General features: G+C 66.5%; 25 protein-coding genes. 6 read left to right on the top strand and 19 right to left on the bottom strand.

The window, feature by feature from the left end; translation table 11 throughout:
• Positions 1-2: 2 nt before the first annotated feature.
• Entirely contained in the window at positions 3-1,073 is a 1,071-nt protein-coding gene (gene pheS, locus ACMX2H_RS08085) for a phenylalanine--tRNA ligase subunit alpha (protein ID WP_136784075.1), read from the bottom strand.
• A gap of 108 nt (positions 1,074-1,181) precedes the next feature.
• Here pheS and ACMX2H_RS08090 point away from each other — a divergent pair, with 108 nt between their 5' ends.
• Positions 1,182-1,634: a hypothetical protein gene (locus ACMX2H_RS08090; RefSeq protein WP_414960006.1), complete on the top strand. Its 453-nt coding sequence runs from the start codon at positions 1,182-1,184 to the stop codon at positions 1,632-1,634.
• 175 nt (positions 1,635-1,809) lie between these two features.
• Here ACMX2H_RS08090 and ACMX2H_RS08095 read toward each other — a convergent pair whose 3' ends face one another.
• Complete coding sequence (locus tag ACMX2H_RS08095) at positions 1,810-2,919, bottom strand: DNA polymerase IV (protein WP_414960007.1); 1,110 nt, start codon at positions 2,917-2,919, stop codon at positions 1,810-1,812.
• A gap of 122 nt (positions 2,920-3,041) precedes the next feature.
• On the opposite strand from ACMX2H_RS08095, the gene ACMX2H_RS08100 reads away from it, so the two are divergent.
• A complete protein-coding gene (locus ACMX2H_RS08100; RefSeq protein WP_414960008.1) occupies positions 3,042-4,103 on the top strand; it encodes an Rv2578c family radical SAM protein in 1,062 nt (353 codons plus the stop codon).
• Positions 4,104-4,147: 44 nt separating this feature from the next.
• Here the strand turns inward: ACMX2H_RS08100 and ACMX2H_RS08105 are convergent, their stop codons facing one another.
• Complete coding sequence (locus ACMX2H_RS08105; RefSeq protein WP_414960009.1) at positions 4,148-4,591, bottom strand: (deoxy)nucleoside triphosphate pyrophosphohydrolase; 444 nt, start codon at positions 4,589-4,591, stop codon at positions 4,148-4,150.
• A gap of 216 nt (positions 4,592-4,807) precedes the next feature.
• Here ACMX2H_RS08105 and ACMX2H_RS08110 point away from each other — a divergent pair, with 216 nt between their 5' ends.
• Positions 4,808-6,082, top strand: coding sequence for an MFS transporter (locus ACMX2H_RS08110; RefSeq protein WP_414960010.1), 1,275 nt, complete (start codon positions 4,808-4,810; stop codon positions 6,080-6,082).
• Here the strand turns inward: ACMX2H_RS08110 and ACMX2H_RS08115 are convergent.
• The 5 genes from ACMX2H_RS08115 to infC form a co-directional block, all read right to left on the bottom strand.
• Positions 6,079-7,023: a cation diffusion facilitator family transporter gene (locus tag ACMX2H_RS08115; RefSeq protein WP_414960011.1), complete on the bottom strand. Its 945-nt coding sequence runs from the start codon at positions 7,021-7,023 to the stop codon at positions 6,079-6,081. The genes ACMX2H_RS08110 and ACMX2H_RS08115 overlap by 4 nt on opposite strands.
• A gap of 85 nt (positions 7,024-7,108) precedes the next feature.
• Positions 7,109-8,029 (bottom strand): TrmH family RNA methyltransferase, encoded by a 921-nt coding sequence (locus tag ACMX2H_RS08120; RefSeq protein WP_414960012.1) that lies wholly within the window; start codon positions 8,027-8,029, stop codon positions 7,109-7,111.
• Positions 8,030-8,074: 45 nt separating this feature from the next.
• Positions 8,075-8,743, bottom strand: coding sequence for a 50S ribosomal protein L20, sunset domain variant (gene rplT / locus ACMX2H_RS08125; RefSeq protein WP_414960013.1), 669 nt, complete (start codon positions 8,741-8,743; stop codon positions 8,075-8,077).
• Positions 8,744-8,860: 117 nt separating this feature from the next.
• Entirely contained in the window at positions 8,861-9,055 is a 195-nt protein-coding gene (gene rpmI / locus ACMX2H_RS08130; protein ID WP_414960014.1) for a 50S ribosomal protein L35, read from the bottom strand.
• Between the two features lie 145 nt (positions 9,056-9,200).
• Positions 9,201-10,166, bottom strand: a complete 966-nt coding sequence (gene infC, locus ACMX2H_RS08135; protein ID WP_414960080.1) for a translation initiation factor IF-3 — start codon at positions 10,164-10,166, stop codon at positions 9,201-9,203.
• A gap of 299 nt (positions 10,167-10,465) precedes the next feature.
• On the opposite strand from infC, the gene ACMX2H_RS08140 reads away from it, so the two are divergent.
• Positions 10,466-10,885: a DUF1844 domain-containing protein gene (locus ACMX2H_RS08140; RefSeq protein WP_136784085.1), complete on the top strand. Its 420-nt coding sequence runs from the start codon at positions 10,466-10,468 to the stop codon at positions 10,883-10,885.
• Positions 10,886-10,984: 99 nt separating this feature from the next.
• On the opposite strand, the gene ACMX2H_RS08145 is transcribed toward ACMX2H_RS08140, so the two are convergent.
• The 7 genes from ACMX2H_RS08145 to ACMX2H_RS08175 form a co-directional block, all read right to left on the bottom strand.
• Positions 10,985-11,833, bottom strand: a complete 849-nt coding sequence (locus ACMX2H_RS08145; protein WP_414960015.1) for an SseB family protein — start codon at positions 11,831-11,833, stop codon at positions 10,985-10,987.
• Between the two features lie 9 nt (positions 11,834-11,842).
• Entirely contained in the window at positions 11,843-12,583 is a 741-nt protein-coding gene (priA, locus tag ACMX2H_RS08150) for a bifunctional 1-(5-phosphoribosyl)-5-((5-phosphoribosylamino)methylideneamino)imidazole-4-carboxamide isomerase/phosphoribosylanthranilate isomerase PriA (protein ID WP_414960016.1), read from the bottom strand.
• Positions 12,584-12,628: 45 nt separating this feature from the next.
• Positions 12,629-12,790, bottom strand: coding sequence for a hypothetical protein (locus ACMX2H_RS08155; RefSeq protein ID WP_169303872.1), 162 nt, complete (start codon positions 12,788-12,790; stop codon positions 12,629-12,631).
• Between the two features lie 2 nt (positions 12,791-12,792).
• Entirely contained in the window at positions 12,793-13,434 is a 642-nt protein-coding gene (gene hisH, locus ACMX2H_RS08160) for an imidazole glycerol phosphate synthase subunit HisH (RefSeq protein ID WP_414960017.1), read from the bottom strand.
• On the bottom strand, positions 13,431-14,048 hold the full coding sequence (gene hisB, locus ACMX2H_RS08165) for an imidazoleglycerol-phosphate dehydratase HisB (RefSeq protein WP_414960018.1): 618 nt from the start codon (positions 14,046-14,048) through the stop codon (positions 13,431-13,433). The genes hisH and hisB overlap by 4 nt, the downstream gene beginning before the upstream one ends.
• A 54-nt stretch (positions 14,049-14,102) precedes the next feature.
• Positions 14,103-15,212 (bottom strand): histidinol-phosphate transaminase, encoded by a 1,110-nt coding sequence (locus ACMX2H_RS08170; protein ID WP_414960019.1) that lies wholly within the window; start codon positions 15,210-15,212, stop codon positions 14,103-14,105.
• A 73-nt stretch (positions 15,213-15,285) separates the two neighbouring features.
• Complete coding sequence (locus tag ACMX2H_RS08175; protein WP_136784524.1) at positions 15,286-15,639, bottom strand: LysM peptidoglycan-binding domain-containing protein; 354 nt, start codon at positions 15,637-15,639, stop codon at positions 15,286-15,288.
• Between the two features lie 300 nt (positions 15,640-15,939).
• Here ACMX2H_RS08175 and lexA point away from each other — a divergent pair, with 300 nt between their 5' ends.
• Positions 15,940-16,689: a transcriptional repressor LexA gene (gene lexA / locus ACMX2H_RS08180; protein WP_136784091.1), complete on the top strand. Its 750-nt coding sequence runs from the start codon at positions 15,940-15,942 to the stop codon at positions 16,687-16,689.
• Positions 16,690-16,756: 67 nt separating this feature from the next.
• Here the strand turns inward: lexA and ACMX2H_RS08185 are convergent, their stop codons facing one another.
• Both ACMX2H_RS08185 and hflX read right to left on the bottom strand, forming a co-directional pair.
• A complete protein-coding gene (locus ACMX2H_RS08185; RefSeq protein ID WP_414960020.1) occupies positions 16,757-18,796 on the bottom strand; it encodes an ATP-dependent DNA helicase in 2,040 nt (679 codons plus the stop codon).
• Positions 18,789-20,330: a GTPase HflX gene (gene hflX, locus ACMX2H_RS08190; protein ID WP_414960021.1), complete on the bottom strand. Its 1,542-nt coding sequence runs from the start codon at positions 20,328-20,330 to the stop codon at positions 18,789-18,791. Before hflX ends, ACMX2H_RS08185 begins: the two co-directional genes overlap by 8 nt.
• Before the next feature lie 427 nt (positions 20,331-20,757).
• Between hflX and ACMX2H_RS08195 the strand changes: the two genes are divergently transcribed.
• Positions 20,758-21,369 (top strand): class I SAM-dependent methyltransferase, encoded by a 612-nt coding sequence (locus ACMX2H_RS08195; protein WP_414960022.1) that lies wholly within the window; start codon positions 20,758-20,760, stop codon positions 21,367-21,369.
• A gap of 9 nt (positions 21,370-21,378) precedes the next feature.
• On the opposite strand, the gene dapF is transcribed toward ACMX2H_RS08195, so the two are convergent.
• Together dapF and miaA are read right to left on the bottom strand one after the other, a co-directional pair.
• Positions 21,379-22,311, bottom strand: coding sequence for a diaminopimelate epimerase (gene dapF, locus ACMX2H_RS08200; RefSeq protein ID WP_414960023.1), 933 nt, complete (start codon positions 22,309-22,311; stop codon positions 21,379-21,381).
• On the bottom strand, positions 22,308-23,240 hold the full coding sequence (gene miaA, locus ACMX2H_RS08205; RefSeq protein WP_414960024.1) for a tRNA (adenosine(37)-N6)-dimethylallyltransferase MiaA: 933 nt from the start codon (positions 23,238-23,240) through the stop codon (positions 22,308-22,310). The genes dapF and miaA overlap by 4 nt, the downstream gene beginning before the upstream one ends.
• Positions 23,241-23,243: the final 3 nt, after the last annotated feature.

Raw genomic sequence — 23,243 nt, forward strand, 5'->3', positions numbered from 1 at the left:
TTCTAGATCTCCATCCCGAAGTGCTGGCTGAAGCGGACGTCGCCTTCGATCATGTCGTGCATGTCCGGGACGTCGTTGCGGAACATGAGGGTGCGTTCAATGCCCATGCCGAAGGCGAAGCCGGAGTAGACCTCCGGATCGATGCCGGCAGCGCGCAGCACGTTCGGGTTGACCATGCCGCAGCCGCCCCACTCGATCCAGCGCGGCCCGCCCTTGGCCCCGGGGTGCCAGATGTCCATCTCGGCGGAGGGCTCGGTGAACGGGAAGTAGGCCGGACGCAGCCGGATCTTTGCCTCGGCGCCGAACATCTGCCGGGAGAAGTGCTCCAGTGTGCCGCGCAGGTCGGCCATGGTCAGGCCCTTGTCCACGGCCAGGCCCTCGAACTGATGGAACACCGGTGTGTGGGTGGCGTCCAGTTCATCGGTGCGGAAGGTCCGGCCCGGGCACAGCACGTACACGGGAAGGTCGCGTTCCAGCATGGAGCGCACCTGCACCGGAGAGGTGTGGGTGCGCAGGACCAGGTGGGCCTCCGGCGGCTCCACAAAGAACGTGTCCTGCATCTCGCGTGCCGGGTGGTCCGGCTTGAAGTTCAGGGCGTCGAAGTTGAACCACTCGGATTCAACTTCCGGTCCTTCGGCGATCTCCCAGCCCATGCCCACGAAGATGTCGCTCACCCGCTCCTGCAGCGTGGAGAGCGGATGCCGGGCTCCGGCACGACGGCGCCGTGGAGCCGCGGTGACATCCACCGCTTCCTCGACGAGGATCTGCGCCTCCCGCTCGGCTTCCAGCTCCGCGGTGCGGGCAGCGAGCGCCTGGTTGATCCGTCCGCGGGCCGGGCCAATGATCTTGCCGGCGGCGGCTTTGTCTTCTTTGGCCAGCTTGCCGATTTCACGGTTGGCCAGGCTCAGCGGGGACTTCTCACCGGAATGGGCGAGCCTGGCCGTTTTGAGCTCGTCCAGGTCTGAAGCGGCCTTGAAGGCCATCATCGCCTGCTCGACGGCGGCGGCAACCGCCGCTTCATCGAGCGGGCTCGGCACGAGCTGCTCCTGGGCTGGGGGTGTCACGTCAGACATGTGCTGTTGGGACCTCGGAATAGGTTAAAGGGTTTCTGCCCGCGCACGGGCAACCACACCAGTCTAGTTCACGGGCAGGCACCGGCTCGAAACATCTACGATGGGCCCATGACGCCGTTTGAAAAGCTGCGTGCCGGGTGGAACCTGGTCAACGGCTCCACGCTGGTCGGGCTCGGCCTGGCCACGGCGGTGCGCTGCAGTCTGGCCCGCGGCCCCAAAGGCCTGATCCTGGCGCAGGGATATCGGCTTGGCCTGCCGAAGGCTGCCGCGTTCACGGTGGGCAATGTGGTGCTCTTCCACCGGAGTGCGGCCGGCTTGGCCGACAATCCCCTGCTGCTCAACCATGAGTCGCGCCACAGCACGCAATACGCCCTGTGCCTCGGCCTGCCGTTCCTGCCGCTCTACGCCGGTGCCGCGCTGTGGTCCCTATGGCGGACCGGCGATCCGGCATCGCGGAACGTTTTCGAACGGCACGCCGGCCTTCGCGCTGGCGGCTACGTCGAACGGGCAGTCCGGCGGGGACCGGGCCGGCGCAAGGCTCCGTCCGCTCCGGTGGCCTGACCCACGGCCCACCGGCGTGCTGTCCAGCATGTACCGGCCCTGCCTGCATTGGCTCCGCCGGTACAGGCCGGGCGTGTGCCAGGCCAGGCTTTACTGGCCCGGGATGTGCCAGGCCAGCCTCTATCGGCCCGGCGTGTGTCAGACAGCGTGTACCGGCCCGGCCCGCGTGATGCCGTCACCAACCGCCACGCGTCGGGGTGTGCCCCTTTCGCGCGTCCTCCGGCATGGCCATCTCGGCCCGCAGGCCCAGGAGACGGATCGGCCGGCCCGCTTCCAGTGCAGCCGCGAGGTCCAAGGCCCGCGCGAGGATGTCGTTCCGGTCGAAGGTCTCGGGAATCTTCCGCGCGTGGGTCTTGGTGATGAAGGGCGCATACCGGACTTTGAGGGTGAGTCCGATCACGGGCCGCCCTTCGGCCACGACGTCCTCAAGGACGCGCGCCGTCAGCTCCCGCACGGCCCCCTCGACTTGGGCAGGCTCGGTCAGGTCGCGCTGAAAGGTGGTCTCCCGGCTGTGCCCGCGGGCAACCCACGGAGTGTCGTCCACTATGCTGGCGCCCTCCCCGCGCCCGAGCTCCGCGTACCAAGGGCCCATCCTGGGGCCGAACTCGGGCACCAAGTCGTCAGGGTCGGTCGCGGCGAGCTGTGCGACCGTGGTGATGCCCAGCTTGGCCAGCCGGCCTGACACCTTGGTCCCGACGCCCCACAGGTCCTTGGTCGGTCGATCGCCCATGACATCGAGCCAGTTCCCGGCCGTGAGCCGGAAAACGCCGGCCGGCTTGCCGAAGCCGGTGGCGACCTTGGCTCGGACCAGGGTGTCGCCTATGCCCACGCTGCAATGCAGCTGGGTCCGTTCCAACACTGCGGCCTGCACCTGCCGGGCATAGGCTTCCGGATCCTCTGTCTCCGTCCCCACGAAGGCTTCATCCCATCCCAGCACCTGGACGGTGGCGCCGGGCTGGGCGCGCAGGGCAGCCATCACGGTTTCAGATGCTGCGAGGTAAGCCTCTTGGTCGACGGGCAGAATCACCGCGTCCGGCACTTTTCGCGCCGCTATGCGCAAGGGCATTCCGGAACCCACACCGAACGCCCGGGCCTCGTAGGATGCGGTCGAGACCACTGCTCGTTCGGTAGGGTCACCCCGGCCGCCGACAATGATCGGCTTGCCCTTGAGCTCCGGCCGCCGGAGCACTTCAACGGCCGCGATGAACTGGTCGAGATCGACATGCAGTACCCACGGGATTCCGCTCACGCCACCAGTCTGCCCTATACCTCTGGTGCCCGGCATCGGGTCTCCACCCAGCTTTTCAACCCACGCGGCCGAGCGGCCAGCACCTCACCCCGCAGCTGGGCAGCAAACACGTCACCTTAGGGCTGGGCAGCAATTAGAAGATGTGTTCTAATAAATGCATGCGCTGGGATGGACAGTTAGTCACCGCCGAGTCTCCCGCTGCGTTGCCCGGGTTGGCCAAAATGAGCAACCTTGTACGCAGTGTGCAGACGCCGGAGTTTGCGGGAATCACCTTTCACGAAGTGCTGGCGAAGTCCGCCCTCAGCCGGGTTCCCAGCCAGTCTGCGATGCCTTTCGAGTGGACCATCAACCCGTACCGGGGCTGCTCGCATGCCTGCACATACTGCTTCGCTCGCAAGACGCACAGCTATCTTGGCCTGAACACCGGCTTGGACTTCGACAGTCAACTGGTGGTGAAAATCAATGCCGGCGAGGTGCTGCGCCGGGAGCTCGCCAAACAGTCGTGGAAGCACGAACAGGTGGCCATGGGAACCAACACGGACCCTTACCAGCGGGCAGAAGGCCGATACAAGCTCATGCCCGAGATCATCAGGGCCCTGGCCGATTCCGGAACGCCGTTTTCGATCCTGACCAAAGGGACGTTGCTGGCCCGCGATCTGCCCTTGTTGCATGCTGTGGCCAAGGATGTCGAGGTCGGCATGGGCATTTCGCTGGCCATGACCGACGCCGGCTTGGCACACCGGGTGGAGCCGGGAACACCGACGCCGCGGGCGCGGCTGGACCTGATCGCCAAGCTCAGCGACGCCGGCCTGCAGTGTTCGGTGATGGCGATGCCGATCCTGCCCTGGCTGACGGATTCCGAAGAGGCGCTCGATGATCTGTGTGCCTCGGTAGCTGCCGCCGGTGCCACCAGCCTGACGGCTGGCGCGCTGCACCTTCGTCCCGGTGCGCGAGAGTGGTATATGCAATGGCTGGCCAAGGAATATCCGCAGCTGGTCGGCCGCTACCGCCGCCTCTACGACGGCGGAACCTATGCCTCCAAGGATTACCGCCGTTGGCTGGCCGCACGGGTGGGCGCGGCCAAACGCCGGCACGGCTTGCAAAGCGGAGCCCGACTGCGCCACATCAACAAACCGCAGCTTGACACTGCTCGCGGACGGCAGACGGGAGGACCGAAGGCCGCCGCACTGCCTGAGGTTGGGCAAGCGACGCTGTTCTGACCGTGCGGGGTCGGCCCGAACCGGATGGACGTGCCGGGGGTGTGTCAGGAGGGACGGCCAACCGCCGCGGCCACCTTGAGGACAGCGGCAACGATCGGGAAGTCGGCTGGGATCCAGGGCAACGCCGTGGCTTCGCCCTCGTCCAGCCGGACCCAGCGCAGTTCGTCATGGTCTTCAAGCGGCTCCGGCCGCCCGTCCGTAATGTACGCACACCACACCCGCATGGCCGCCGTTTCGTTGAGCGGCCAGCCCTGCTCGTGCGGACCGGCTACCTCCGCGCCAAGCTCAATCCCCACCCCAAGCTCCTCGCGGATTTCGCGCCGGAGGGCGTCCTCGCAGCTCTCCCCCGGCTCCACCTTGCCGCCGGGAAACTCCCACAGGCCGGCCAAGGACTCGGGTGCTGTGCGCCGCGCAGCAAGCAGGCTGCGCGGCGCTTCACGGGCATCGAGGATGGCCGCGCCAACGATTTGTTTCAGGCTCTGTTGCACGCCGCTCAGTCTACGGGGAGGTCTGGCTCCTGACTTTGCCAAGGGGCAGGATTATGTCGCTCACCACAGGACCGGCGATCCCGGAATGGGGCGCTGCGCTGCGGTGTTGCCATAGTGTAATTGCCGGAGCATGCTCCCCGGAGCCCACCGCGTCCGCCGCACTGGCGCGGCCACTTCCTTTCCCCTGCATCCCTGCCGCCGAACGAAAGCCACCAGATGAGTCTGCCTGTCCCCGCCACCACACGGACGCCCACCGCCAAACGCCGGACGGTGTGGGCCATCGTTGCGCTGGCAATGGGCGGGTTCGCCATCGGAACCACGGAATTCGCCATCATGGGGCTGCTGCAGAACGTGGCGGAAGGCCTGGACATCAGCATCCCGGAAAGCGGGCACCTGATCTCCGCTTATGCGTTGGGCGTGGTGATCGGAGCCCCGCTGCTGGCGGCGCTCGGAGCCAAACTGCCGCACAAGTACATGGTGCTGGGGCTAATGGTCCTGTTCACGCTCGGGAACCTTTCGTCGGTGCTGGCTCCTGACTATGCCACCATGCTGGTGACCCGATTCATTTCCGGCCTGCCGCACGGCGCCTACTTTGGCGTGGCCGCCGTCCTGGCAGCCTCGCTGGTATCGCCTACCCGCCGGGCGCAGGCCGTGGCCATGGTGATGCTGGGATTGTCAGTCGCCAACGTGGTTGGCGTCCCGCTCGTCACGTGGCTTGGACAGCAGTACGGCTGGCGGCTCATGTTCGTGGCCGTCGGCGCGGTCGGGGCGGTCACCGTGCTGATGATCCAACGCCTTGTCCCCTTCAGCCCGGCGCATGAAGAAGCCGGCATCCGCCGCGAACTCCGCGCGCTGAAACGGATCCAGGTCTGGCTGGCGCTGCTCGTGGGCGTGGTTGGTTTCGGCGGGTTCTTTGCCGTGTATTCCTACATCAGCCCCACCATGACGGAGGTGACCGGGCTGGCTCCCGCCGCCCTGCCCTTGATCGTCGGACTCTACGGCCTGGGCATGGTCGTCGGCACCTTCATCGGCGGACGGCTGGCGGACCGGTCCGTGATGGGCACCATCTACCAGGTCATGACGGCCATCATCGTCGTCCTGGTGCTTTTCTGGGCGGCTTCCTCGGTGGCGATGCTGGCCATCCCACTGGTCTTCCTCCTCGGCGTCGCCGGGTCCAGCCTGATCCCCGCCCTGCAGACCCGGCTGATGGACGCGTCGCCGGATGCCCAGACCCTTGCGGCATCGCTCAACCATTCGGCCCTGAACATGGCCAACGCGCTGGGCGCGTTCCTGGGCGGCGTGGTGATCTCCTGGGGCTGGGGCTTCGCTGCACCGGCGCTGGTGGGTGCCGGACTGGCTGCCCTGGGACTGGCCATCGCCGGGATCAGCGGTGCCGTCGAGAAGCGGCCCCGCCCGGCGTCGCGGCAGGCGGCACCAGCACAGGCCCCGGGATCAGCCATGTCCGCAGCGGGCCGCACCGGCCAGGATTAGGCCGGGCCCGCGGGGTGGGCAACGGATTCCGAACGGAAGATGTCCGGTTCCAAATAGATGACCGTGGCGATCGGCACCGCGTCGCGGATGCGCCGCTCGGCGGCGTCGATCAACCGGGCGATCTCCTGGCCCGAGTCACTCCGTCCCACGCTGATCTTGGCCGCGACCAGGAGTTCGTCCGGCCCCAGATGCATGGTCTTCAGGTGAATGACCCGGGTCTCATCGTCGGCGGCGATGGCTTCCTCGATCAGCCGCAGGTGCTCCCGCGAGGCTGATTCGCCCAGCAGCAACGACTTGGTCTCGATGGCGAGCACGGTGGCGATGGCCACCAGCAACAGACCGATCATGGCCGTGCCGGCCGCGTCCCACAGCCCGTTGCCGGTCAGCAGGGTGAGGCTGACACCAAACAGCGCGAGCACCAGCCCCAGGAGGGCAGCAAAGTCCTCAAGCAGGATCACGGGCAGTTCCGGCGCCTTCGAGCGGCGGATAAAGTCCACCCAGCCGGTGGTGCCGCGCAGCGGGTTGGACTCCCTGACGGCGGTCCGCAGCGAGAAGGATTCGGCAATGATCGCGCCGGCCAGTACCGCCAAGGGGACCCACCACCAGAAGCCTTCGATGGGATGCGGGTCCTGCCACTTGTGGTACGCCTCGTACAACGCGAACAGTCCGCCGACGCTGAACAGCACGATCGAGACGATGAACGCGTAGATGTACCGGTCCCTTCTGTAGCCGAACGGGTGGCTGGGGCTCGCCTGCCGTGCGGCCCGTTTGCCGCCCACCAAGAGCAGGACCTGGTTGCCGGAATCGGCCACCGAGTGGATGGCTTCTGCCAGCATCGAGGACGATCGGGTCAGGAGATATGCGACGAACTTCAGCGCGGCAATGGTCAGGTTGGCGGCCAACGCCGCGACTACAGCCTTGGTCCCTCCGCTTCCTGCCATCCTGCGCCTCCCGGTTCAATCCGACCGCCGCAAAGATGCGGCACCGGTTCTTACCGTACCTTCGGCCCGGGCCGATCGGCAGAGGCTATACGGGCTGGCCACCCCGCCGCTGGGATCTGGCCGAGGCATACAAGCAGACCGTGGCGGCCGTACCGACGTTGAGGCTCTCGGCTTGGCCGTAGACCGGCACCGCCACCCGATGGGCCGCCGCGGCGAGCTCTGCCGACGAGAGCCCCTGGGCCTCGTTCCCAAAGAGCCAGGCGGTCGGCGTCGCCAGATCGGGAAGTCCTTCGCCGTCGTCGGAAGCGGAACCGCTCCCCAGCCGCCGAAGCGCACTGCGGTCCTGCAAATCATCCAAATCGATCGTGCCGTAGCCGTCGGCAGCGAGCATAGTCAGCCCCGCAGCCCGCAGGGCAGCGACCAGCTCATCAAAATCATGTCCCGTGACCACGGGCAGGTGGAAAAGCGATCCAGCGGTGGAACGCACGGCCTTGGGGTTGTAGATATCCACGCTGGAACTGGTCAGTATGACGGCGTCCGCGCCGGCCGAGTCGGCCGCCCGCAAAATGGTGCCGGCATTGCCGGGATCCTGCACCCGGACCATGATGGCCAGCAGCAGCGGTTTGGCCTGCAGCACTTCGTTCAGCGGCCGGTCCAGGTAGTGGCAGACTGCCACGATCCCCTGCGGGTTGACAGTGTCGGCCATGGCCGCGAGCACTGCGTCGGTGGCCAGCCGCAGCGGCACGCCGTCGGCCAGGTCCGCCAATTCAGGCAACCGGTCCAGACACGCGTCGGTGGCAAAAACCTCGGCGACGATCCCGTCGCCCCCGGAGCCGATGTTCGCGCGGTGGGCGGACAAGGCTTCGCGGACAGCCTGCGGGCCTTCGGCGAGGAACTGCCGGCGCTTTAAGCGCACCGAGCGCCCGGCAAGCTTGGCCACATCCTTCACCCGATCGGCTCGGGGGTTGGACATGATCGTAGCTTGCGGGCGCCCGGTAATGCTCATACAGCGACTATAACGTCGCCGTCTGGCGGTTCCTGCATCCGGTGCTTACTCAGCAACCTTCTGGCGGGCTTCGCCGCCGGCGGGCTCGAAACCAGCAGCCTTGGCGGCCTCGACGGACTCGAACCAGTACACGGGAGTGGTGTTCTCGTACCAGGTGGAACCCGGAACGTGGTACTTCTTGGACTGGTTGCCCTTGATGGTGTAGCCGGCAGGTGCGTCCTCGCCGTCAACAGCCTTCACGGCGCCGGCAACTTCGCCGGCTTCAGCGGCCGGAGCAGCCTTGGCTGCCGGAGCGGCCTTCGCCTTGGCAGCCGGCTTGGCAGCGGCGGCCGGACGCTCGGCGGGGGCCGAGGTGTCGGCGGGCAGCGCGTCCTTGGCAACCTTCACCAGAGCAGCGAAGGCGCCGGCGTCGGAGACGGCCAGCTCGGCCAGCATGCGGCGGTCAACCTGAACCTCGGCGGCCTTCAGGCCCTGGATGAGGCGGTTGTAGGTCAGGCCGTTGGCGCGGGACGCAGCGTTGATGCGCTGGATCCACAGGCGGCGGAAGTCGCCCTTGCGCTTGCGGCGGTCGCCGTAGCTGTACACGAACGAGTGCAGCAGCTGTTCCTTGGCCTTGCGGTACAGGCGGGACCGCTGTCCGCGGTATCCGGCAGCCCGGTCCAGGATAACCCGGCGCTTCTTGTGGGCGTTGACCGCCCGCTTCACACGTGCCACGTGCGTACTCCTTTTGATGATTGGTGCCCGGTGGTTCGACCGCCACGATCAGCGGTCGGGGCAAAACTTGCTGGGATGGTACTGACGGCTGACACCGTGCGGACCGGGGAGAGGAAGTTAGATGCCGAGCATCTTCTTGATGTTGCGAACATCTGCCGGAGCAACGATCTTGTCAGCTGCGAGGCGGCGGGTCAGCGTGGAAGGCTTGTGCTCCAGGTAGTGGCGGCGGTTGGCCTGCTGGCGCTTGAGCTTGCCGCTGCCGGTGAGCTTGAAGCGCTTCTTGGCGCCGCTGTGGGTCTTCTGCTTCGGCATGGCTGCCGTTCTCCTTACGTCTTCCTCAGGTCATTGCTGACCATCGGCTCGTGCGGTGCCACTGCGGGCACCGGCGGTTTACTTGTCTACCGGCACCGGGCACACGGATGTGCCCGGCGAGATGCCGGATGCTCTCTGGACGGTCTTAGCTCTTGGAGCCGGACCGGCCAGCAGGTTTGGGGGCCGCAGGCCGCGCTGTCGGCTTGGGCCGGGCTGCGGGCTTGGGTGCCGCGGGCTTGGCCTCGGAAGGTGCTGCGGGCTTCGCCGGAGCGGCAGGCTTGGCCTCCGCTGCAGGCTTCGCCTTGGCCGCGGGCTTGGCCTCGGAAGGTGCTGCGGGCTGTTCCGCCGGCTGGGCTTCGGCCTGCTCCGCGGTCTGAACGTCCGGTTCGGAACCAGCCGGTGCGGCCGCCTCGGCGGGCGCTTCAGTGGTTCCCTCCGGCTGGCTTGCCATGGCGGCAAGGCCTTCCGGGATCAGGTCGCCCAGGCTCTGGGTGAACGGTTCCTGGTCGGCGGAGGTCTCCACCCGCTGCTTCTTGGCCTCGTTCGCAGCCTTGGCGTCCGCCTTCTGCGCGGCGCGGCGGGCTTCTGCCTTGGCTTCGGCCTTGTTCTTGGTCGGGCCGATCACCATGACCATGTTCCGGCCGTCAATCCGCGGAGTCGACTCGATGACGCCGACTTCGGCGACGTCCTCGGCAAACTTTTGCAGCAGGCGAATGCCCATTTCCGGGCGCTGTTGCTCACGGCCGCGGAACTGGATCATGGCCTTGACCTTGTCGCCGGCCGCGAGGAACCGGAGCGCATGGCCGCGCTTCGTCTCGTAGTCGTGCTTATCGATCTTCAGCCGGAACCGGATTTCCTTGAGCACAGTGTTCGTCTGGTTCTTGCGCGCCTCGCGGGCCTTGACCGCAGCCTCATACTTGTACTTGCCATAGTCCATAAGCTTGCACACCGGAGGCTTTGCCTGCGGTGCGACCTCAACCAGGTCAAGATCCGATTCCGTGGCGAGGCGGAGGGCGTCCTCAATGCGGACGATGCCGACCTGCTCACCGTTCGGTCCGACTAACCGGACCTCCGGAACGCGGATACGATCGTTGATTCTTGGCTCGCTAATGTGTGGCTCCTGTCACTGATATTCGGCTGCCCATGCAATGAAAGAAGGCCTCCCATTGCAAGCGCAATCGAAGGCCTCGAAGGTGGCGGCAGTCGAAACCGCACAGGTTCCGCGGACTGGGCACGGACTCCTTCCGTGAAAGGAACCGGCCACATCCTGCCGACCAAAACCCGGCAGCTCTGGCTAGCCATACCGACGGGTGGGAGAGGTCTCCGCTTGCAGATTGGACCCCGTTTTCGCTACGTGCTTTCAGGCACATAAGTAACCGGATCCAATTGGTCTGTGACAAGCTTACCAGTATGAGCAGCTCAGATAACAATCCGCAGAACGACGGCCACCGACACAGCTTCGCGCCGGATGCCGGTTCTGCCTCGACCCAGGAACAGGAAGTCCTGGGCCAGATGCGCGACATCGCCGAAGTGCCCGCTGTGGAAGTCATCACCACCGCGGCCGTCCACCTGATGAGTGCCGCCGCCGTCAAATGCGGCTTGGCCGCCGGCGACGATGCTGAAGAGCTCAAGGATCTGGACGAAGCCCGCAAGCTGATCACGGCGCTGGCTGGCTTTGTGACAGCTGCCGCGCCGGAGATCGGCAGCCAGCATGCCGGCCCGTTACGCGATGGCCTCCGCTCCCTGCAACTGGCCTTCCGCGAGGCTTCCGTGATCCAGGACGAGCCGGGCAAGGGTCCGGGTGAGAAGTTCACCGGCCCGGTCAACTAATCCGGGAAGAACTCCACAACAGACAAGTACGACGCCGGTGCACGCACCGGCGTCGTACTTGTCTTTACGGCAGGCTGGGCGGGCGGATCCTTCGACTGCTCAGCGGGTGAACTTCAGCTCCAGCGAATCGACGCGCTCGGCAAACTCCTGCCGTGCCTGCAGCCTCTCTTGGATTCGCCCCGCCATAGCAGCCAACTGCTCGCGGCCCAGACCGTCACGCACCTGCAGCACCAGGCGCAACTCCGGTCCGTGGCCCCCTCCTGCCACCACCGCGCCATCGGCCATCCGGACCGCGATGCCGGCCCCCGGCTCGACGGATGCTGCCACGACGGCTTCCTCCGCGCCGGTGGCGTCGGCTACCCAGTCCAGCAGCGCCGGATCGCGGTAGGAGGGCAGCCACTCCTGTTGCTTGGCCAACGCCCACACGGCCGGCCGCCGGACCACGAAGGTCAGCGAGGAACCCGGGTCGATGACCAGCAGTTCGGCATCTTCGGACACTGCCGCCAACGCCGCTCGCGGCGCGTAGACGGCAACCGGACGGGCCTCGGGATGCCAGGCTTCGAGGGCGGCGGTATTGCTGAATACGGGGAGCGCACGGCGTCCGTCCGGGGCTTGCAGGGTCACCAAAGCCATGTCCGCCTGCTTATCGGCCGTCAAGCCACCACTGCCCTCGGCTTCTTCGCCGAGTGTGGCAACGATGGGGACGAAGACACGGGCGTTGGCCAGTGCGGCCACTACTTCCGTTTCCCCGCCGGTGCCGGCGGCCAGCCACTGAAGCGCTGCTTCATAGGCCGGATCGGTGCTGCCGTCGTCGTGATCGAACTGGTGCAGCGGATTTCCTGCGCCGCTCAGGTCCCGCCCGGTCCAGCTTTGGCCCGCCGAGTCCGCTGCGCCGCCGGCGCCCGCCAAGGCTGCAGCAATGTGGGCCGGCAGCTCCTTCTTTCCCACGCTGGACCCTCAGCGCCGTCCGGCTACGTCGAGGGCTTCGGGCAGGGTGAACTTGCCCGCGTAGAGGGCCTTGCCGACAATCGCTCCTTCGACTCCGGTCGGAACCAGTTCCCGCAGGGCCCGCAAGTCATCCAGACTGGAAATGCCGCCGGAGGCCACCACCGGCTTCTCGGTCCGCTCGCACATCTGCCGCAGAAGGTCGATGTTCGGCCCGCGCAGTGTTCCGTCTTTGGTCACGTCGGTCACCACGTACCTGGCGCAACCGGCGTCTTCCAGGCGGGACAGGACTTCCCAGAGGTCGCCACCCTCCTCGGTCCAGCCCCGGGCGGCCAGCGTGGTGCCGCGGACATCAAGACCCACCGCGATGGCGTCGCCGTGCCGGGCAATGGCGCGCGCGGTCCACTCCGGGTTTTCCAGGGCGGCGGTGCCCAGGTTAACGCGGGTTGCGCCGAATTCGAGGGCCCGCTCCAGGGATTCGTCGTCCCGAATGCCGCCGGACAGCTCCACCTTGATCTTCAGCACGTCGGCGACGCGGCGCAGCACTTCCGTGTTGTTGCCACGGCCGAATGCGGCATCGAGATCCACCAGGTGCACCCACTCCGCTCCGTCGTTCTGCCATGCCAGTGCAGCGTCCAGCGGATCACCGTAGCTGGTCTCGCTGCCGGCTTCACCTTGGACCAGCCGGACTGCCTGGCCGTCCGCTACATCGACTGCGGGCAGGAGCTCAAGGATGGGCGTTGGGTTCGTCATTGTGGTTCCGCTTTCTGCGCCGTCAGCTGCGCGGGCTGTGGGTGGTTACTCGGTTGGACCGAGGGTGAGCAGGTAGGCCGCCAACAGGGACATACCCGCCAAAATCCAGAAAACGATGGCCGACCATTTGGGCAGCCGCTGTTGCCGGAACGAGATGGCTCCGCCGGCCAGCAGCCCGGCCAGGGCCATGAGGAGTAGGCTGCCCACGGCTACCGCAGCGTCTTCAGCCAGTTGCGGAGCAACTCCGCGCCGGCGTCCCCGGACTTCTCCGGGTGGAATTGGGTAGCACTCAGCGGGCCGTTCTCAACGGCCGCGATGAAGGGCGCCCCGTGCGTGGACCAGGTGACCCGCGGCGGCGTCATCGCCGGCCGGGTGACATCAAAGTTCCAGTGCTGCACACCATAGGAGTGGACAAAGTAGAACCGTTCGTCTTCAATGCCGGCGAACAACCGGCTGCCTTCCGCGGCGTCAACGGTGTTCCACCCCATGTGCGGTACCACTTCCGCCGGCAGCGCTTCCACCACTCCGGGCCACTCCCCGATCCCCTGGGTGCGCACGCCGTGTTCAACACCTTCTTCGAACATGACTTGCAGGCCCACGCAAATGCCCAGCACCGGCCGGCCGCCGGCCACACGTCGTCCGATCCAGCGCAGCGCGTCCACGGACTTCAGCCCTTCCATGACCGTGGCGAAGGCGCCGACACCGGGGACCAACAGCCCGTCGGCGTTGAGCACATCCTCGGAAGCATGGCTGAGCGTGACATTGGCACCGACGTATTCCAGCGCCCGGACCGCCGAGCGCACATTCCCGGACCCATAGTCCAGGACAGTGACTTTGGGCCCAGCCGTCACAGGGCGCCCTTCGTTGAGGGAATGCCCTCGACCCGGGGATCGGGTTCCACGGCCGCGCGCAGCGCCCGGGCGAAAGCCTTGAACTGGGCCTCGACGATGTGGTGCGGATCGCGGCCGCCAAGCACCCGCATGTGCAGACAGATCTGGGCGTGCAGCGTGATGGCTTCAAACACGTGGCGGGTCAGCGACCCGGTGAAGTGTCCGCCGATCAGGTGGTATTCCTGCCCAGCAGGTTCTCCCGAGTGCACCAGGTAGGGGCGCCCGGAGATGTCGACGACGGCGTGGGCCAGCGCTTCATCCAGCGGGACCGTTGCTTCGCCGAACCGGCGGATCCCGGCCTTGTTGCCCAACGCCTGCTTCAAGCTCTCGCCGATCGTGATCGCCACATCTTCGACTGTGTGGTGGGCGTCAATGTGCGTGTCGCCGGTGGCCTTCACGGTCAGATCGATCAGCGAGTGCTTCGCGAGTGCCGTGAGCATGTGGTCGTAGAACGGCACGGTGGTGCTGATCTCGGAACGGCCGGTGCCGTCGAGATCCAGTTCAACCAGCACGGACGACTCACTGGTGGTGCGTTCGAGGCGTGCGGTACGTCCGGTGGTGATATCCACGGTCATGGGAATCCTTTGACGAAATGGTTGACCGGCCCAAGCCGGTGCGCTCTTAACAGTTTAGGAGACTGGGCTCGACATCAGAGCCCTGATGCCATCCAGGAAGGCTGTGGTCTCGGCCTCAGTGCCCGCGGTCACCCGCAGGTGTCCGGGAATCCCGACGTCGCGGATCAGCACGCCGGCATCCAGGAGCCCCTGCCATACAGCATGCGGATCTTCCAGGCCGCCGAAGAACACAAAGTTGGAATCCGACGGCGCCGGCTTCAACCCCAGTGCGGCCAGTCCCTCGACGATGCGGTCCCGCTGGGTCTTGATGTCCTCGACATTGGCCAGCAGCGCGTCTGCATGTTCCAGCGCGGCCAACGCCGTAGCCTGGGTGATGGCGGACAAATGGTAAGGCAGCCGGACCAAGCGCAAGGCATCGGCAATCTGTGGTGCGGCGGCGAGGTATCCCACTCGGGCTCCGGCCAGGGCGAAGGCCTTGCTCATGGTGCGGGAAACGATGAGCCGTTCCCGTCCGGGCAGCAGTGTCAGCGCGCTCGGCGTTCCGGCGTGGGCGAATTCGGCATAGGCCTCGTCCACGATCACGATGGCATTGGACGCCTCCCCCGCTTCGTAGGCTGCCTCGACAACATCAAGCCCGAGTGCGGTCCCCGTCGGGTTGTTCGGGGAGCAGAGGACGACCACGTTTGCGGCGGTTCCTGCGACCGCAGCGGCAGCTGCCTCCGGAGTGAGCGTGAAGTCCGCCCCCCGCGGCACCGCCACATACTCGGTGTCGGTCCCGCTGGCCAGCAGCGGGTACATGGAGTACGTCGGCGGGAAGCTCAGCAACGTCCGGCCCGGCCCGCCGAAGGCCTGAAGGATTTGCTGCAGCACTTCGTTCGATCCGTTGGCTGCCCAGATGTTCTCTGCAGTCAGGCCATGGCCCAGGTAGCGGGACAGCGCCCGCCGAAGCTCGGTAAACTCACGGTCCGGATACCGGTTCAGCCCAACCGCTGCGGCGCTGACGGACGAGACGATGGCTTGGTGCACCGTCTCGGGCAGGCCGTGGGTGTTTTCATTGACGTTCAGCAGGATGGGCACCTCCAGCTGGGGGGCGCCATATGGCTCCAAGCCCCGGAGATTCTCCCGTAACGGCAGGCGGTTCAGGCGTTCTAGCTGCTCACTCACCGATCCAGCTTAAGCTTCGGTCCGCCCGGGGCAGGAATCGGGCGGACCGAAGCAGCTCATATTACGGTTTGGCTCACTTCGCTGATGGCACGAGAAGCTGCTGACCGGAATGGACGATATCCCCGTCCAGGCCGTTCAGCTGGGCAATCTCGAAGATGACATCGTGCGGGTTGCGATCAGGCGCGGAATGCACCGCCACATCCCAGAGCGTCTGGCCGCTGCCGACGGTGACCGTCACAGCAGGCCCCGGCCCCAAGCCGCCGGCTGCGGCCATCGCCGGTGCAGTGAAGAAGCCGATCAAGGTGAGCGCAGCGGCCGCGGCAAGCATGAGCGGCAGACCAATCAGCAGCAAGCGGCCCCGGCGAGTGAGCCGGAGGCGGGCATTGGCGTGAAAGTCTGCGGGCTGTGGTGCGAGCTGGGCGGACATGGTGCCACCTTTCCGATTTTCGATCTGTTTCGACTGGTTTCGATCATCGAACCACGACGTTCGAAAGTATCTTCGAATGCGTCTTCTATAGTTCTAGCACTGGTGATCGATTATTGTCGAGACTCAGTCGAACAAATGTTTGAAATTCCTCACCGCCTCGCCTAGCGTTGATGGCATAGGCGGCTATGACATGAAGTGCATCAGCCGCCACTGACAAAACAGTCGAGACAGCAATCCGAGTGCCGGTTGCGCATTAGCCAGGCCGGCGCATGGACCATCATGGGAAGACCGGGGCCGGATATGTCCGAAGAGACCACCACCACTGCCGGAGCACGGCGGCGCGGCCGCCCTGTCAAGGTCGGACGCAGCCTGACCCCGCGGCAGAAAAAGATCCTGGAAACCATCCAGCGCTCCGTGATTGCCCACGGGTATCCCCCGTCGATGCGCGAGATCGGCGATATCGTCGGCCTGGCGAGCTTGTCCAGCGTCACCCACCAGTTGGCTCAACTGGAGAAGATGGGCTACATCCGGCGGGATCCCAAGCGCCCCCGGGCGATGGAGATCCTCACCCCGCTGACGCTCGACAACGGGGGCGTGGAAATAGTGGGCGTCGACGAGCCGCAGCAGTTGCGCAGCTCCAGCGGCGTCGCGGTGTCCGAACTCACCACCTCATCCGATACCGCCATGGTGCCGCTGGTGGGGCGGATCGCCGCCGGCGGACCGATCCTTGCAGATCAGGCGGTCGAGGACGTCATGCCCCTGCCCCGGCAGTTGGTGGGCCACGGCGAGTTGTTCATGCTCAAGGTGTCCGGCGATTCGATGATCGACGCTGCTATTTGCGACGGCGATTGGGTCGTGGTCCGGCAGCAGCACACCGCCGAGAACGGGGACATTGTTGCTGCGCTGCTCGACGACGAGGCAACGGTTAAAACATTCCGGCAGCGCGACGGGCACACCTGGCTGTTGCCGCAGAACACGCGCTATGAACCGATCTTGGGCGACCACGCCACCATCATGGGCAAGGTTGTCTCCGTGATGCGCGCGCTCTGACCCCCTCGGTCACCAATCCCCCGGGCCGGCTGGACCTGCCCACGGCGGCGGTCCTGCCGCCGCCGTTTCAGGCTGCGGCGGCGGCCAGCCGTTCCAGAATCTGGCGGGCGATCGCACCGTCCTTCGTGCTCCAGAACGGCGGCAGGGCGCTGCGGAGGAAGTTTCCATAGCGCGCCGTGGCCAGCCTGGAATCCAAGACGGCTACCACTCCCTTGTCATTGGCTGCTCGGATCAAGCGGCCGGCTCCCTGCGCCAGCCGTACGGCGGCGTGGGTGGCGGAGACGGTCATGAAACCGTTGCCTCCCGCTTGGGCCACCGACCGGGTACGGGCGGTGGTGAGCGGGTCATCCGGCCGCGGGAACGGAATCCGGTCGATGATTACCAGCCGGCATGCCTCGCCCGGAACATCGACCCCCTGCCACAGCGTCATGGTGCCGAACAGGCAGGTGTCCGGTTCATCCGCGAATTGGCGGACCAACGCCGCCATTGAGGATTCGCCCTGACACAGGATGGTCAGGTCGGTGCGCTTGCGCATTTCAGCCGCGGCCTCTTCGGCCGCACGCCGCGAGGAGAACAGTCCGAGGGCACCGCCGCGAGAGGCCTGCAGCAGTTCCTCGAGTTCGTCGAGCTGCTCGGGGCTGGTGCCGCGGCCCGGCTTGGGCAGATGCGATGCCACATACAGCACGCCTTGGCGCGGGTAGTCGAAGGGGCTGCCCACATCGGCGCTCGAGTAAGCCGGAGCGCCGGCCCCCAGCAACCCGAGCGAACCGGCGACGGCGTCGAAGGTTCCGCCCACCGACAGCGTGGCAGATGTCAGTACCACCGTATGTTCGTCGAAGAGCCCTTCACGCAGTCTGGACGCAACAGACAACGGAGCAATGTTGAGGGTAGCCGGTTGGTCGTCGTTGGCGACGTAGTCCCCGGCCTCGCCGTAGGTGCTCGGACGGGTTGCCCAAATGACCTCGCGGGAATCCGCCGCGGACAGCAGCCGTTCTGCCATCTCCAGCACCGCGGCGAGACGTGAACGGGCCATCTGCCGGCCGCCGTCCGCCGCTCCGGATCCGTCGGGCTTGGAATCGGACAGTGCCACGCGGGCGGCCTCCCGCACCTGCATGAGCACCAGTTCTTGCTCCTGGCGCAGGCCGGAGGCCAGCAATCCGCTCGGCACGGCTTCCAAGACATCCTCCAGCGCGCCGGCCGCCGAATTGAGGGGTTCCACGCTGATTCCGGTGTGCCTGCGCGCGGTAGAGGCTGCGGTGCGGACCATGGCCGCGGACAGCTGCCCGGCCACCGCGCTGGTCACTCGGTCCTGCAGTTCGTGGGCCTCGTCAATGACTACCACGTCGTAGTCCGGGAGGACTGCGACGCCCTCGAAGGCGTTGATGGCGAGCATGGCATGGTTGGTGATCACGATGTCCGCTTCGGCCGCATGTCCGCGTGCCAGTTCGCTGAAGCATTCCGCCGCGAGGGGGCACTTTTGCGCGCCGAGGCATTCCATCGATCCCACGGAAACCTGGCGCCATGCCCGGTCACTGACGCCTGGCACCAGTTCATCGCGGTCGCCGGTCTCGGTCTCCTGCGCCCATTCGCGTAGGCGCACCACCTCCTTGCCCAACGCACTCGCCGCCCCGCCGGACGATTCTCCGCCGGCCGGCGCCGGATGCGGGACCGCGTCCTCGCCCAGGCTGAACAGCGCGGCAGGCGCGTCTTCGTCCGGAAAGCCGCCGGCCAGCTTATGCAGGCAGACGTAATTGTTCCGCCCTTTGAGCAACGCGACGTCCAGCGGCCGCGGAAGCTCATCGGCGACTGCTTCCATCAGCCGCGGCAGATCCCGTTTGACGATCTGCGCCTGCAGGGCCAGCGTTGCCGTGGAAACGATAGCGGGCTTCTCACCCTCCAACGCCTGCACCATGAGCGGGACCAGATAGGCCAACGATTTGCCGGTGCCGGTGCCCGCCTGCACCAGCAGGTGCCGTCGACGGTCGAAAGCCTCGGCCACCTTGGCCGCCATTTCGTGCTGGCCGGCGCGATGCTGGCCGCCCATTCCCTGGACTGCGACATCCAGCAGTCGCAACGCCTCGCCGGCCGGAACCCGGGTATCAGTCATGCCGCAGGAATCGTTCCAGCTCCGCTGCCAGCCCCTCACGAACGAGCACATCGAGCCGAGTGCCGTCTTCTCCGTGTTCCATGGCGAGAATTTCGGCGTCCTCGCTGTGCAACCGGCTGATGACTTCGCCGCGGTCATAGGGCACCAACAGCCGCAGCTTCACGCTGGGCCGGGGTATGGTCTCGCTGATCCGTCGAAGCAGCGTGTCCATGCCCTGGCCGGTGCGCGCCGACACCACGACGTGGTTCGGTTCGCGCTGGCGCAGGCGCTCGACCACGAAGGGATCGGCGACGTCGGCTTTGTTCAGCACCACGATTTCGGGAATGTGCCGCGCGTCCACCTCGGAAAGCACTTCGCGCACCGCCGCGATCTGCCCCTCCGGGTCCGGGTGGGAGACGTCGACCACATGCAGGATCACATCGGCGTCGGCAACTTCTTCCAGCGTGGAGCGGAAGGCTTCCACCAGTTGGGTGGGCAGCGAACGGACAAACCCGACAGTGTCGGCGAGCGTGTAGCCAATGCCGTCGGGCGTCTCTGCGCGGCGGACGGTGGGGTCCAAGGTGGCAAAAAGCGCATTCTCCACCAGCACGCCAGCATCTGTCAGCCGGTTGAGCAGCGACGATTTGCCGGCGTTGGTGTACCCGGCGATGGCCACTGACGGCACGGCATTGCGTCGGCGGTTGGCACGTTTGGTTTCCCGTGCCGGCTTCATGGCCGCGATCTCGCGGCGCAGTTTCGCCATCCGCGTCCTAATACGACGGCGGTCCAGTTCGATCTTCGTCTCACCGGGTCCGCGCGAACCGATGCCGCCACCGGCAGCGCCTACCCGGCCGCCGGCCTGACGGGACATCGACTCGCCCCAGCCACGCAGCCGCGGCAGCAAGTACTCCAGCTGGGCCAGCTCGACTTGCGCCTTGCCTTCGCGGCTCTTGGCGTGCTGCGCGAAGATGTCCAGGATCAGCGCGGTCCGATCGATGACCTTGACCTTGACGATGTCCTCCAGCCCGCGGCGCTGTGAAGGCGAGAGTTCGCCGTCGACAATGACCGTGTCCGCACCGGTGGACATCACGATGTCCCGCAGTTCCTCGGCCTTGCCGGAACCGAGGAACGTGCCCGGGTCCGGCTTCATCCGGCGCTGCACGATGCCGTCCAACACTTCGGAGCCGGCAGTCTCCGCCAGCGCGGCCAGTTCCCGCAAGGAGTTGTCAGCGTCGTCGGCGGTACCTTCGGTCCAGAGGCCTGCCAGGACCACGCGTTCCAGGCGCAGCTGCCGGTATTCGACCTCGGTGACGTCCTCCAGTTCGGTGGAGAGGCCCGCGACGCGGCGGAGGGCACGACGTTCGGCCAAGTCCTGCTGGTCACCGTCGAATTCGGAATGTTCGGAATCAAGGTCGGACAGGGCCTGCGCTCGGCCGCCGACGCCCGGCTTGCTGCGTGGCGCAGGGTCTCGGGCCAAGATGCGGTCAATGACGGCCTGGATCTCGTCCGGCGTCATTTCCGGTTCCGGCGACGGCTGGGGGCTGTTGGTGGTCATGCTCTCCTTCGAAATGTCCGTGGTCTTATCGTAGTCCTCCGGGCTGCGTCCAGCGGAGTCCGAAGATGTGGTTTGTGGATGATTGGCCAAAAGTCCTCCTGGCATGGGCCCCGTCGGTGCGGGGCAGGAAATGTGTGGCTGCTGGCGCCTGCTGGTGCGGCCGGAAAACCGGTGCCGGGGACCATAAACAGCCGGCATCAAGCGGCTGCGGAGGTGGAGCGTTCCAGTTGAATTCGGGGAACGGTGATTGCCCGGCGGCCGGGGAGAACGGATTCTCAACCAACGGCACGCGCTGTGCCGTAGCGAACGGGACAGCATGGTTGCGGCGCAATCATTACTTCTTCATGGGGTTCACGCTACCAGAGCGGGCGCAGCTTAGGTGCGCCTTGATACCGATTCCGCTGAGCGCGCACTAATCTGGCCGATTATGGGAACAGAGCACTACTTCAGCCCGCAACCAGGGAAACCCGAGGTGCGCCGCACCTTGGAGGTCGAGCTGGACGGCCGCCCCCGCCGGTTGCAGACGGCGGGCGGAATCTTCAGTCCGGACGGCGTCGACAAGGGCACGGCGGTGCTGTTGGCCGAAGTGCCGCCGCCGGCTCCGGCCGGCAACCTGCTGGACATAGGCTGCGGGTGGGGCCCGATCGCCCTGACCCTGGGCCTGAAGTCTCCCGCGGCCGCAGTGTGGGCCGTGGACGTCAATGAGCGCAGCATCGCCTTGACCAACGACAACGCCGCATCGCTGGGCCTGAAGAACGTCCGCGCCTGCCGTCCGGAAGATGTCGACCCCTCGCTGGAGTTCAACACCATCTGGTCCAATCCGCCGATCCGGATCGGCAAGAGTGAACTTCACGAACTGTTGCTGCTCTGGCTGCCCAGGCTCGCCCCGGGAGGCACGGCCTGGCTGGTAGTCCAGAAGAACCTGGGCTCGGACTCGCTGCAGCGCTGGCTCTCGGGCGAGTTGCCGCCGGATTACTCCGTCACGCGTGAAAGCACGGCCAAGGCCTTCCGCGTGCTCTGCGTCCGGCGCGCGGACTGAGGGTCCGGCTCAGGCCACCGTGCCGCGGGACACCAGCACCGCGGGACCGCTCAGCTCCACATGTTCGCGCCCGTCCGCTGCCGGCAGGAACCGAACACGAACAGTTCCACCGGGGACGCCGACCTGCCAGTCGTCGGGAGCTCCCTTGCCGGCCCAGTAGCGGATGGCGACGGCGGCAGCGCAGGCACCTGTCCCGCAAGACTGTGTTTCCCCCACTCCCCGCTCGTGCACGCGCATGCTGATGTGCCCGGCTCCGTCGGCAACCAGGGGTTCGGCCGGCACCACAAATTCAACGTTGGTCCCGCGTGCCGGAACCGGATCCACCGCCGGGGCTGCGAACAGTTCGGTGGCGGCGAGTTCTTCGAGTCCGGCCAGGGCCACGACAGTGTGCGGGTTGCCCATGCTCACGGACAACGCCGGCCGCGGCACTTCCAAGCCGCCGGCACTGACGGTGGAATCCATGGCCCTGGCGGCAGCCTCCGCCGGGAAGATGAATTCCCACGGCCCCATGTCCACCGCGTAGCCATTGGCGGACCGGCGGATGACTTTGATCCCGGCCCTGGTCCCGATGGTCAAGGACTCCCCCGGCGCCAGCTCGACCAGTCCCTCGTCCAGCAGGAAGTGGACGAAGACCCGGACGCCATTGCCGCACATCTCGGACACTGAGCCATCGCCATTGCGGTAGTCCATGAACCACTCGGCCTCCGGCGCCGCCGCCAGCAGCTCCCGTCCCTCGGGCAGATGCGCGGAACGGACCGCACGGATCAGCCCATCGGCGCCGATTCCCAGATGGCGGTGGCACAGCGCGGCGACCGCTTGGGGTTCAATGTCCTTGACGCCATCCGGATCGGCGATCAGCACAAAGTCGTTGCCGGTTCCGTGCCCTTTGGCGAAGGACAGCCCGGACAAGGCGGACAAATGGTCAGGAAGGGGATTGTTCACGCATCAAGCTTAGCGAGGTGGCCGGCGGCCTTGTCTGCCACCAGCGGATCCTGCCAGTCGAGCCAGTGGATCCGGGGGTCGGCCCGGAACCAAGTCAGCTGACGACGCGCAAATTTGCGGGTGGCGGTGATGGTGTCCTCGACGGCGTGATCCTGGCTCCATTCGCCGTCGAGCACCCTCAGGAACTGGGCGTAGCCGAGCGCGCGAGGGGCAGTCCGGCCCCGGCGGAGTCCTTGTCGGTCCAGTGTGGCGACTTCGTCCAACAGGCCGCGCTCGACCATCGCATGAACCCTGCCGGCGAGACGGTGCTTGAGCTGTTCGCGGTCCACGCGGAGGCCAATCTGGACCGTCGGGCGGACGTACTGCCGCTCCGGCATGTAGGAGCTGAAGGGGCGACCGGTCAGCTGATGCACTTCCAGCGCACGTACTATCCGCCGGGCGTCGGCCAGGCGGCTGGCCGAGACCGGATCGACCTCCCGGAGCCGGTCCCTCATCGCTTCGAGGCCACGGCCGGCCAGTTCGTCCTCCAGGGCGCGGCGCAGCGCCGGGTCGGTACCCGGAAACTCGATCGCGTCGAGGGCCGCCCGGAGATAGAGTCCGGACCCGCCGGCAAGGATGGCACGACGGCCCCTGCCGTGAATGGCATCGATGGCGGTGCGGGCCTGCTGCTGGTATGCCGATACGCTCGCCTCCTCGGTGACATCGAGGATGTCCAGCAGGTGGTGGGCCACTCCTTGCCGTTCGGCCAGCGTCATTTTGGCCGTACCGATGTCCATGCCGCGGTAGAACTGCATGGAATCGGCGTTGATCACTTCTCCCTCCAGCCGCTGCGCCAGCTGAACGGCGAGATCGGATTTACCGGATCCGGTGGGCCCTACGACGGCGATGACCGCCGGGCTGTCCTGCTGGTGCTGTGGGTCGGCCGGCATCGC

This window comes from Arthrobacter sulfonylureivorans (assembly GCF_047607445.1).
Taxonomy (GTDB): Bacteria; Actinomycetota; Actinomycetes; order Actinomycetales; family Micrococcaceae; genus Crystallibacter; species Crystallibacter sulfonylureivorans_A.

What these genes read in the sequence shown, in the direction of transcription:
- pheS (WP_136784075.1), bottom strand. Translation starts at nt 1,073, where the DNA reads ATGTCTGACGTGACACCCCCAGCCCAGGAGCAGCTCGTGCCGAGCCCG.
- ACMX2H_RS08090 (WP_414960006.1), top strand. Translation starts at nt 1,182, where the DNA reads ATGACGCCGTTTGAAAAGCTGCGTGCCGGGTGGAACCTGGTCAACGGC.
- ACMX2H_RS08095 (WP_414960007.1), bottom strand. Translation starts at nt 2,919, where the DNA reads ATGCCGGGCACCAGAGGTATAGGGCAGACTGGTGGCGTGAGCGGAATC.
- ACMX2H_RS08100 (WP_414960008.1), top strand. Translation starts at nt 3,042, where the DNA reads ATGCGCTGGGATGGACAGTTAGTCACCGCCGAGTCTCCCGCTGCGTTG.
- ACMX2H_RS08110 (WP_414960010.1), top strand. Translation starts at nt 4,808, where the DNA reads ATGAGTCTGCCTGTCCCCGCCACCACACGGACGCCCACCGCCAAACGC.
- ACMX2H_RS08115 (WP_414960011.1), bottom strand. Translation starts at nt 7,023, where the DNA reads ATGGCAGGAAGCGGAGGGACCAAGGCTGTAGTCGCGGCGTTGGCCGCC.
- ACMX2H_RS08120 (WP_414960012.1), bottom strand. Translation starts at nt 8,029, where the DNA reads ATGAGCATTACCGGGCGCCCGCAAGCTACGATCATGTCCAACCCCCGA.
- rpmI (WP_414960014.1), bottom strand. Translation starts at nt 9,055, where the DNA reads ATGCCGAAGCAGAAGACCCACAGCGGCGCCAAGAAGCGCTTCAAGCTC.
- ACMX2H_RS08140 (WP_136784085.1), top strand. Translation starts at nt 10,466, where the DNA reads ATGAGCAGCTCAGATAACAATCCGCAGAACGACGGCCACCGACACAGC.
- priA (WP_414960016.1), bottom strand. Translation starts at nt 12,583, where the DNA reads ATGACGAACCCAACGCCCATCCTTGAGCTCCTGCCCGCAGTCGATGTA.
- hisB (WP_414960018.1), bottom strand. Translation starts at nt 14,048, where the DNA reads ATGACCGTGGATATCACCACCGGACGTACCGCACGCCTCGAACGCACC.
- ACMX2H_RS08175 (WP_136784524.1), bottom strand. Translation starts at nt 15,639, where the DNA reads ATGTCCGCCCAGCTCGCACCACAGCCCGCAGACTTTCACGCCAATGCC.
- lexA (WP_136784091.1), top strand. Translation starts at nt 15,940, where the DNA reads ATGTCCGAAGAGACCACCACCACTGCCGGAGCACGGCGGCGCGGCCGC.
- ACMX2H_RS08185 (WP_414960020.1), bottom strand. Translation starts at nt 18,796, where the DNA reads ATGACTGATACCCGGGTTCCGGCCGGCGAGGCGTTGCGACTGCTGGAT.
- hflX (WP_414960021.1), bottom strand. Translation starts at nt 20,330, where the DNA reads ATGACCACCAACAGCCCCCAGCCGTCGCCGGAACCGGAAATGACGCCG.
- ACMX2H_RS08195 (WP_414960022.1), top strand. Translation starts at nt 20,758, where the DNA reads ATGGGAACAGAGCACTACTTCAGCCCGCAACCAGGGAAACCCGAGGTG.
- miaA (WP_414960024.1), bottom strand. Translation starts at nt 23,240, where the DNA reads ATGCCGGCCGACCCACAGCACCAGCAGGACAGCCCGGCGGTCATCGCC.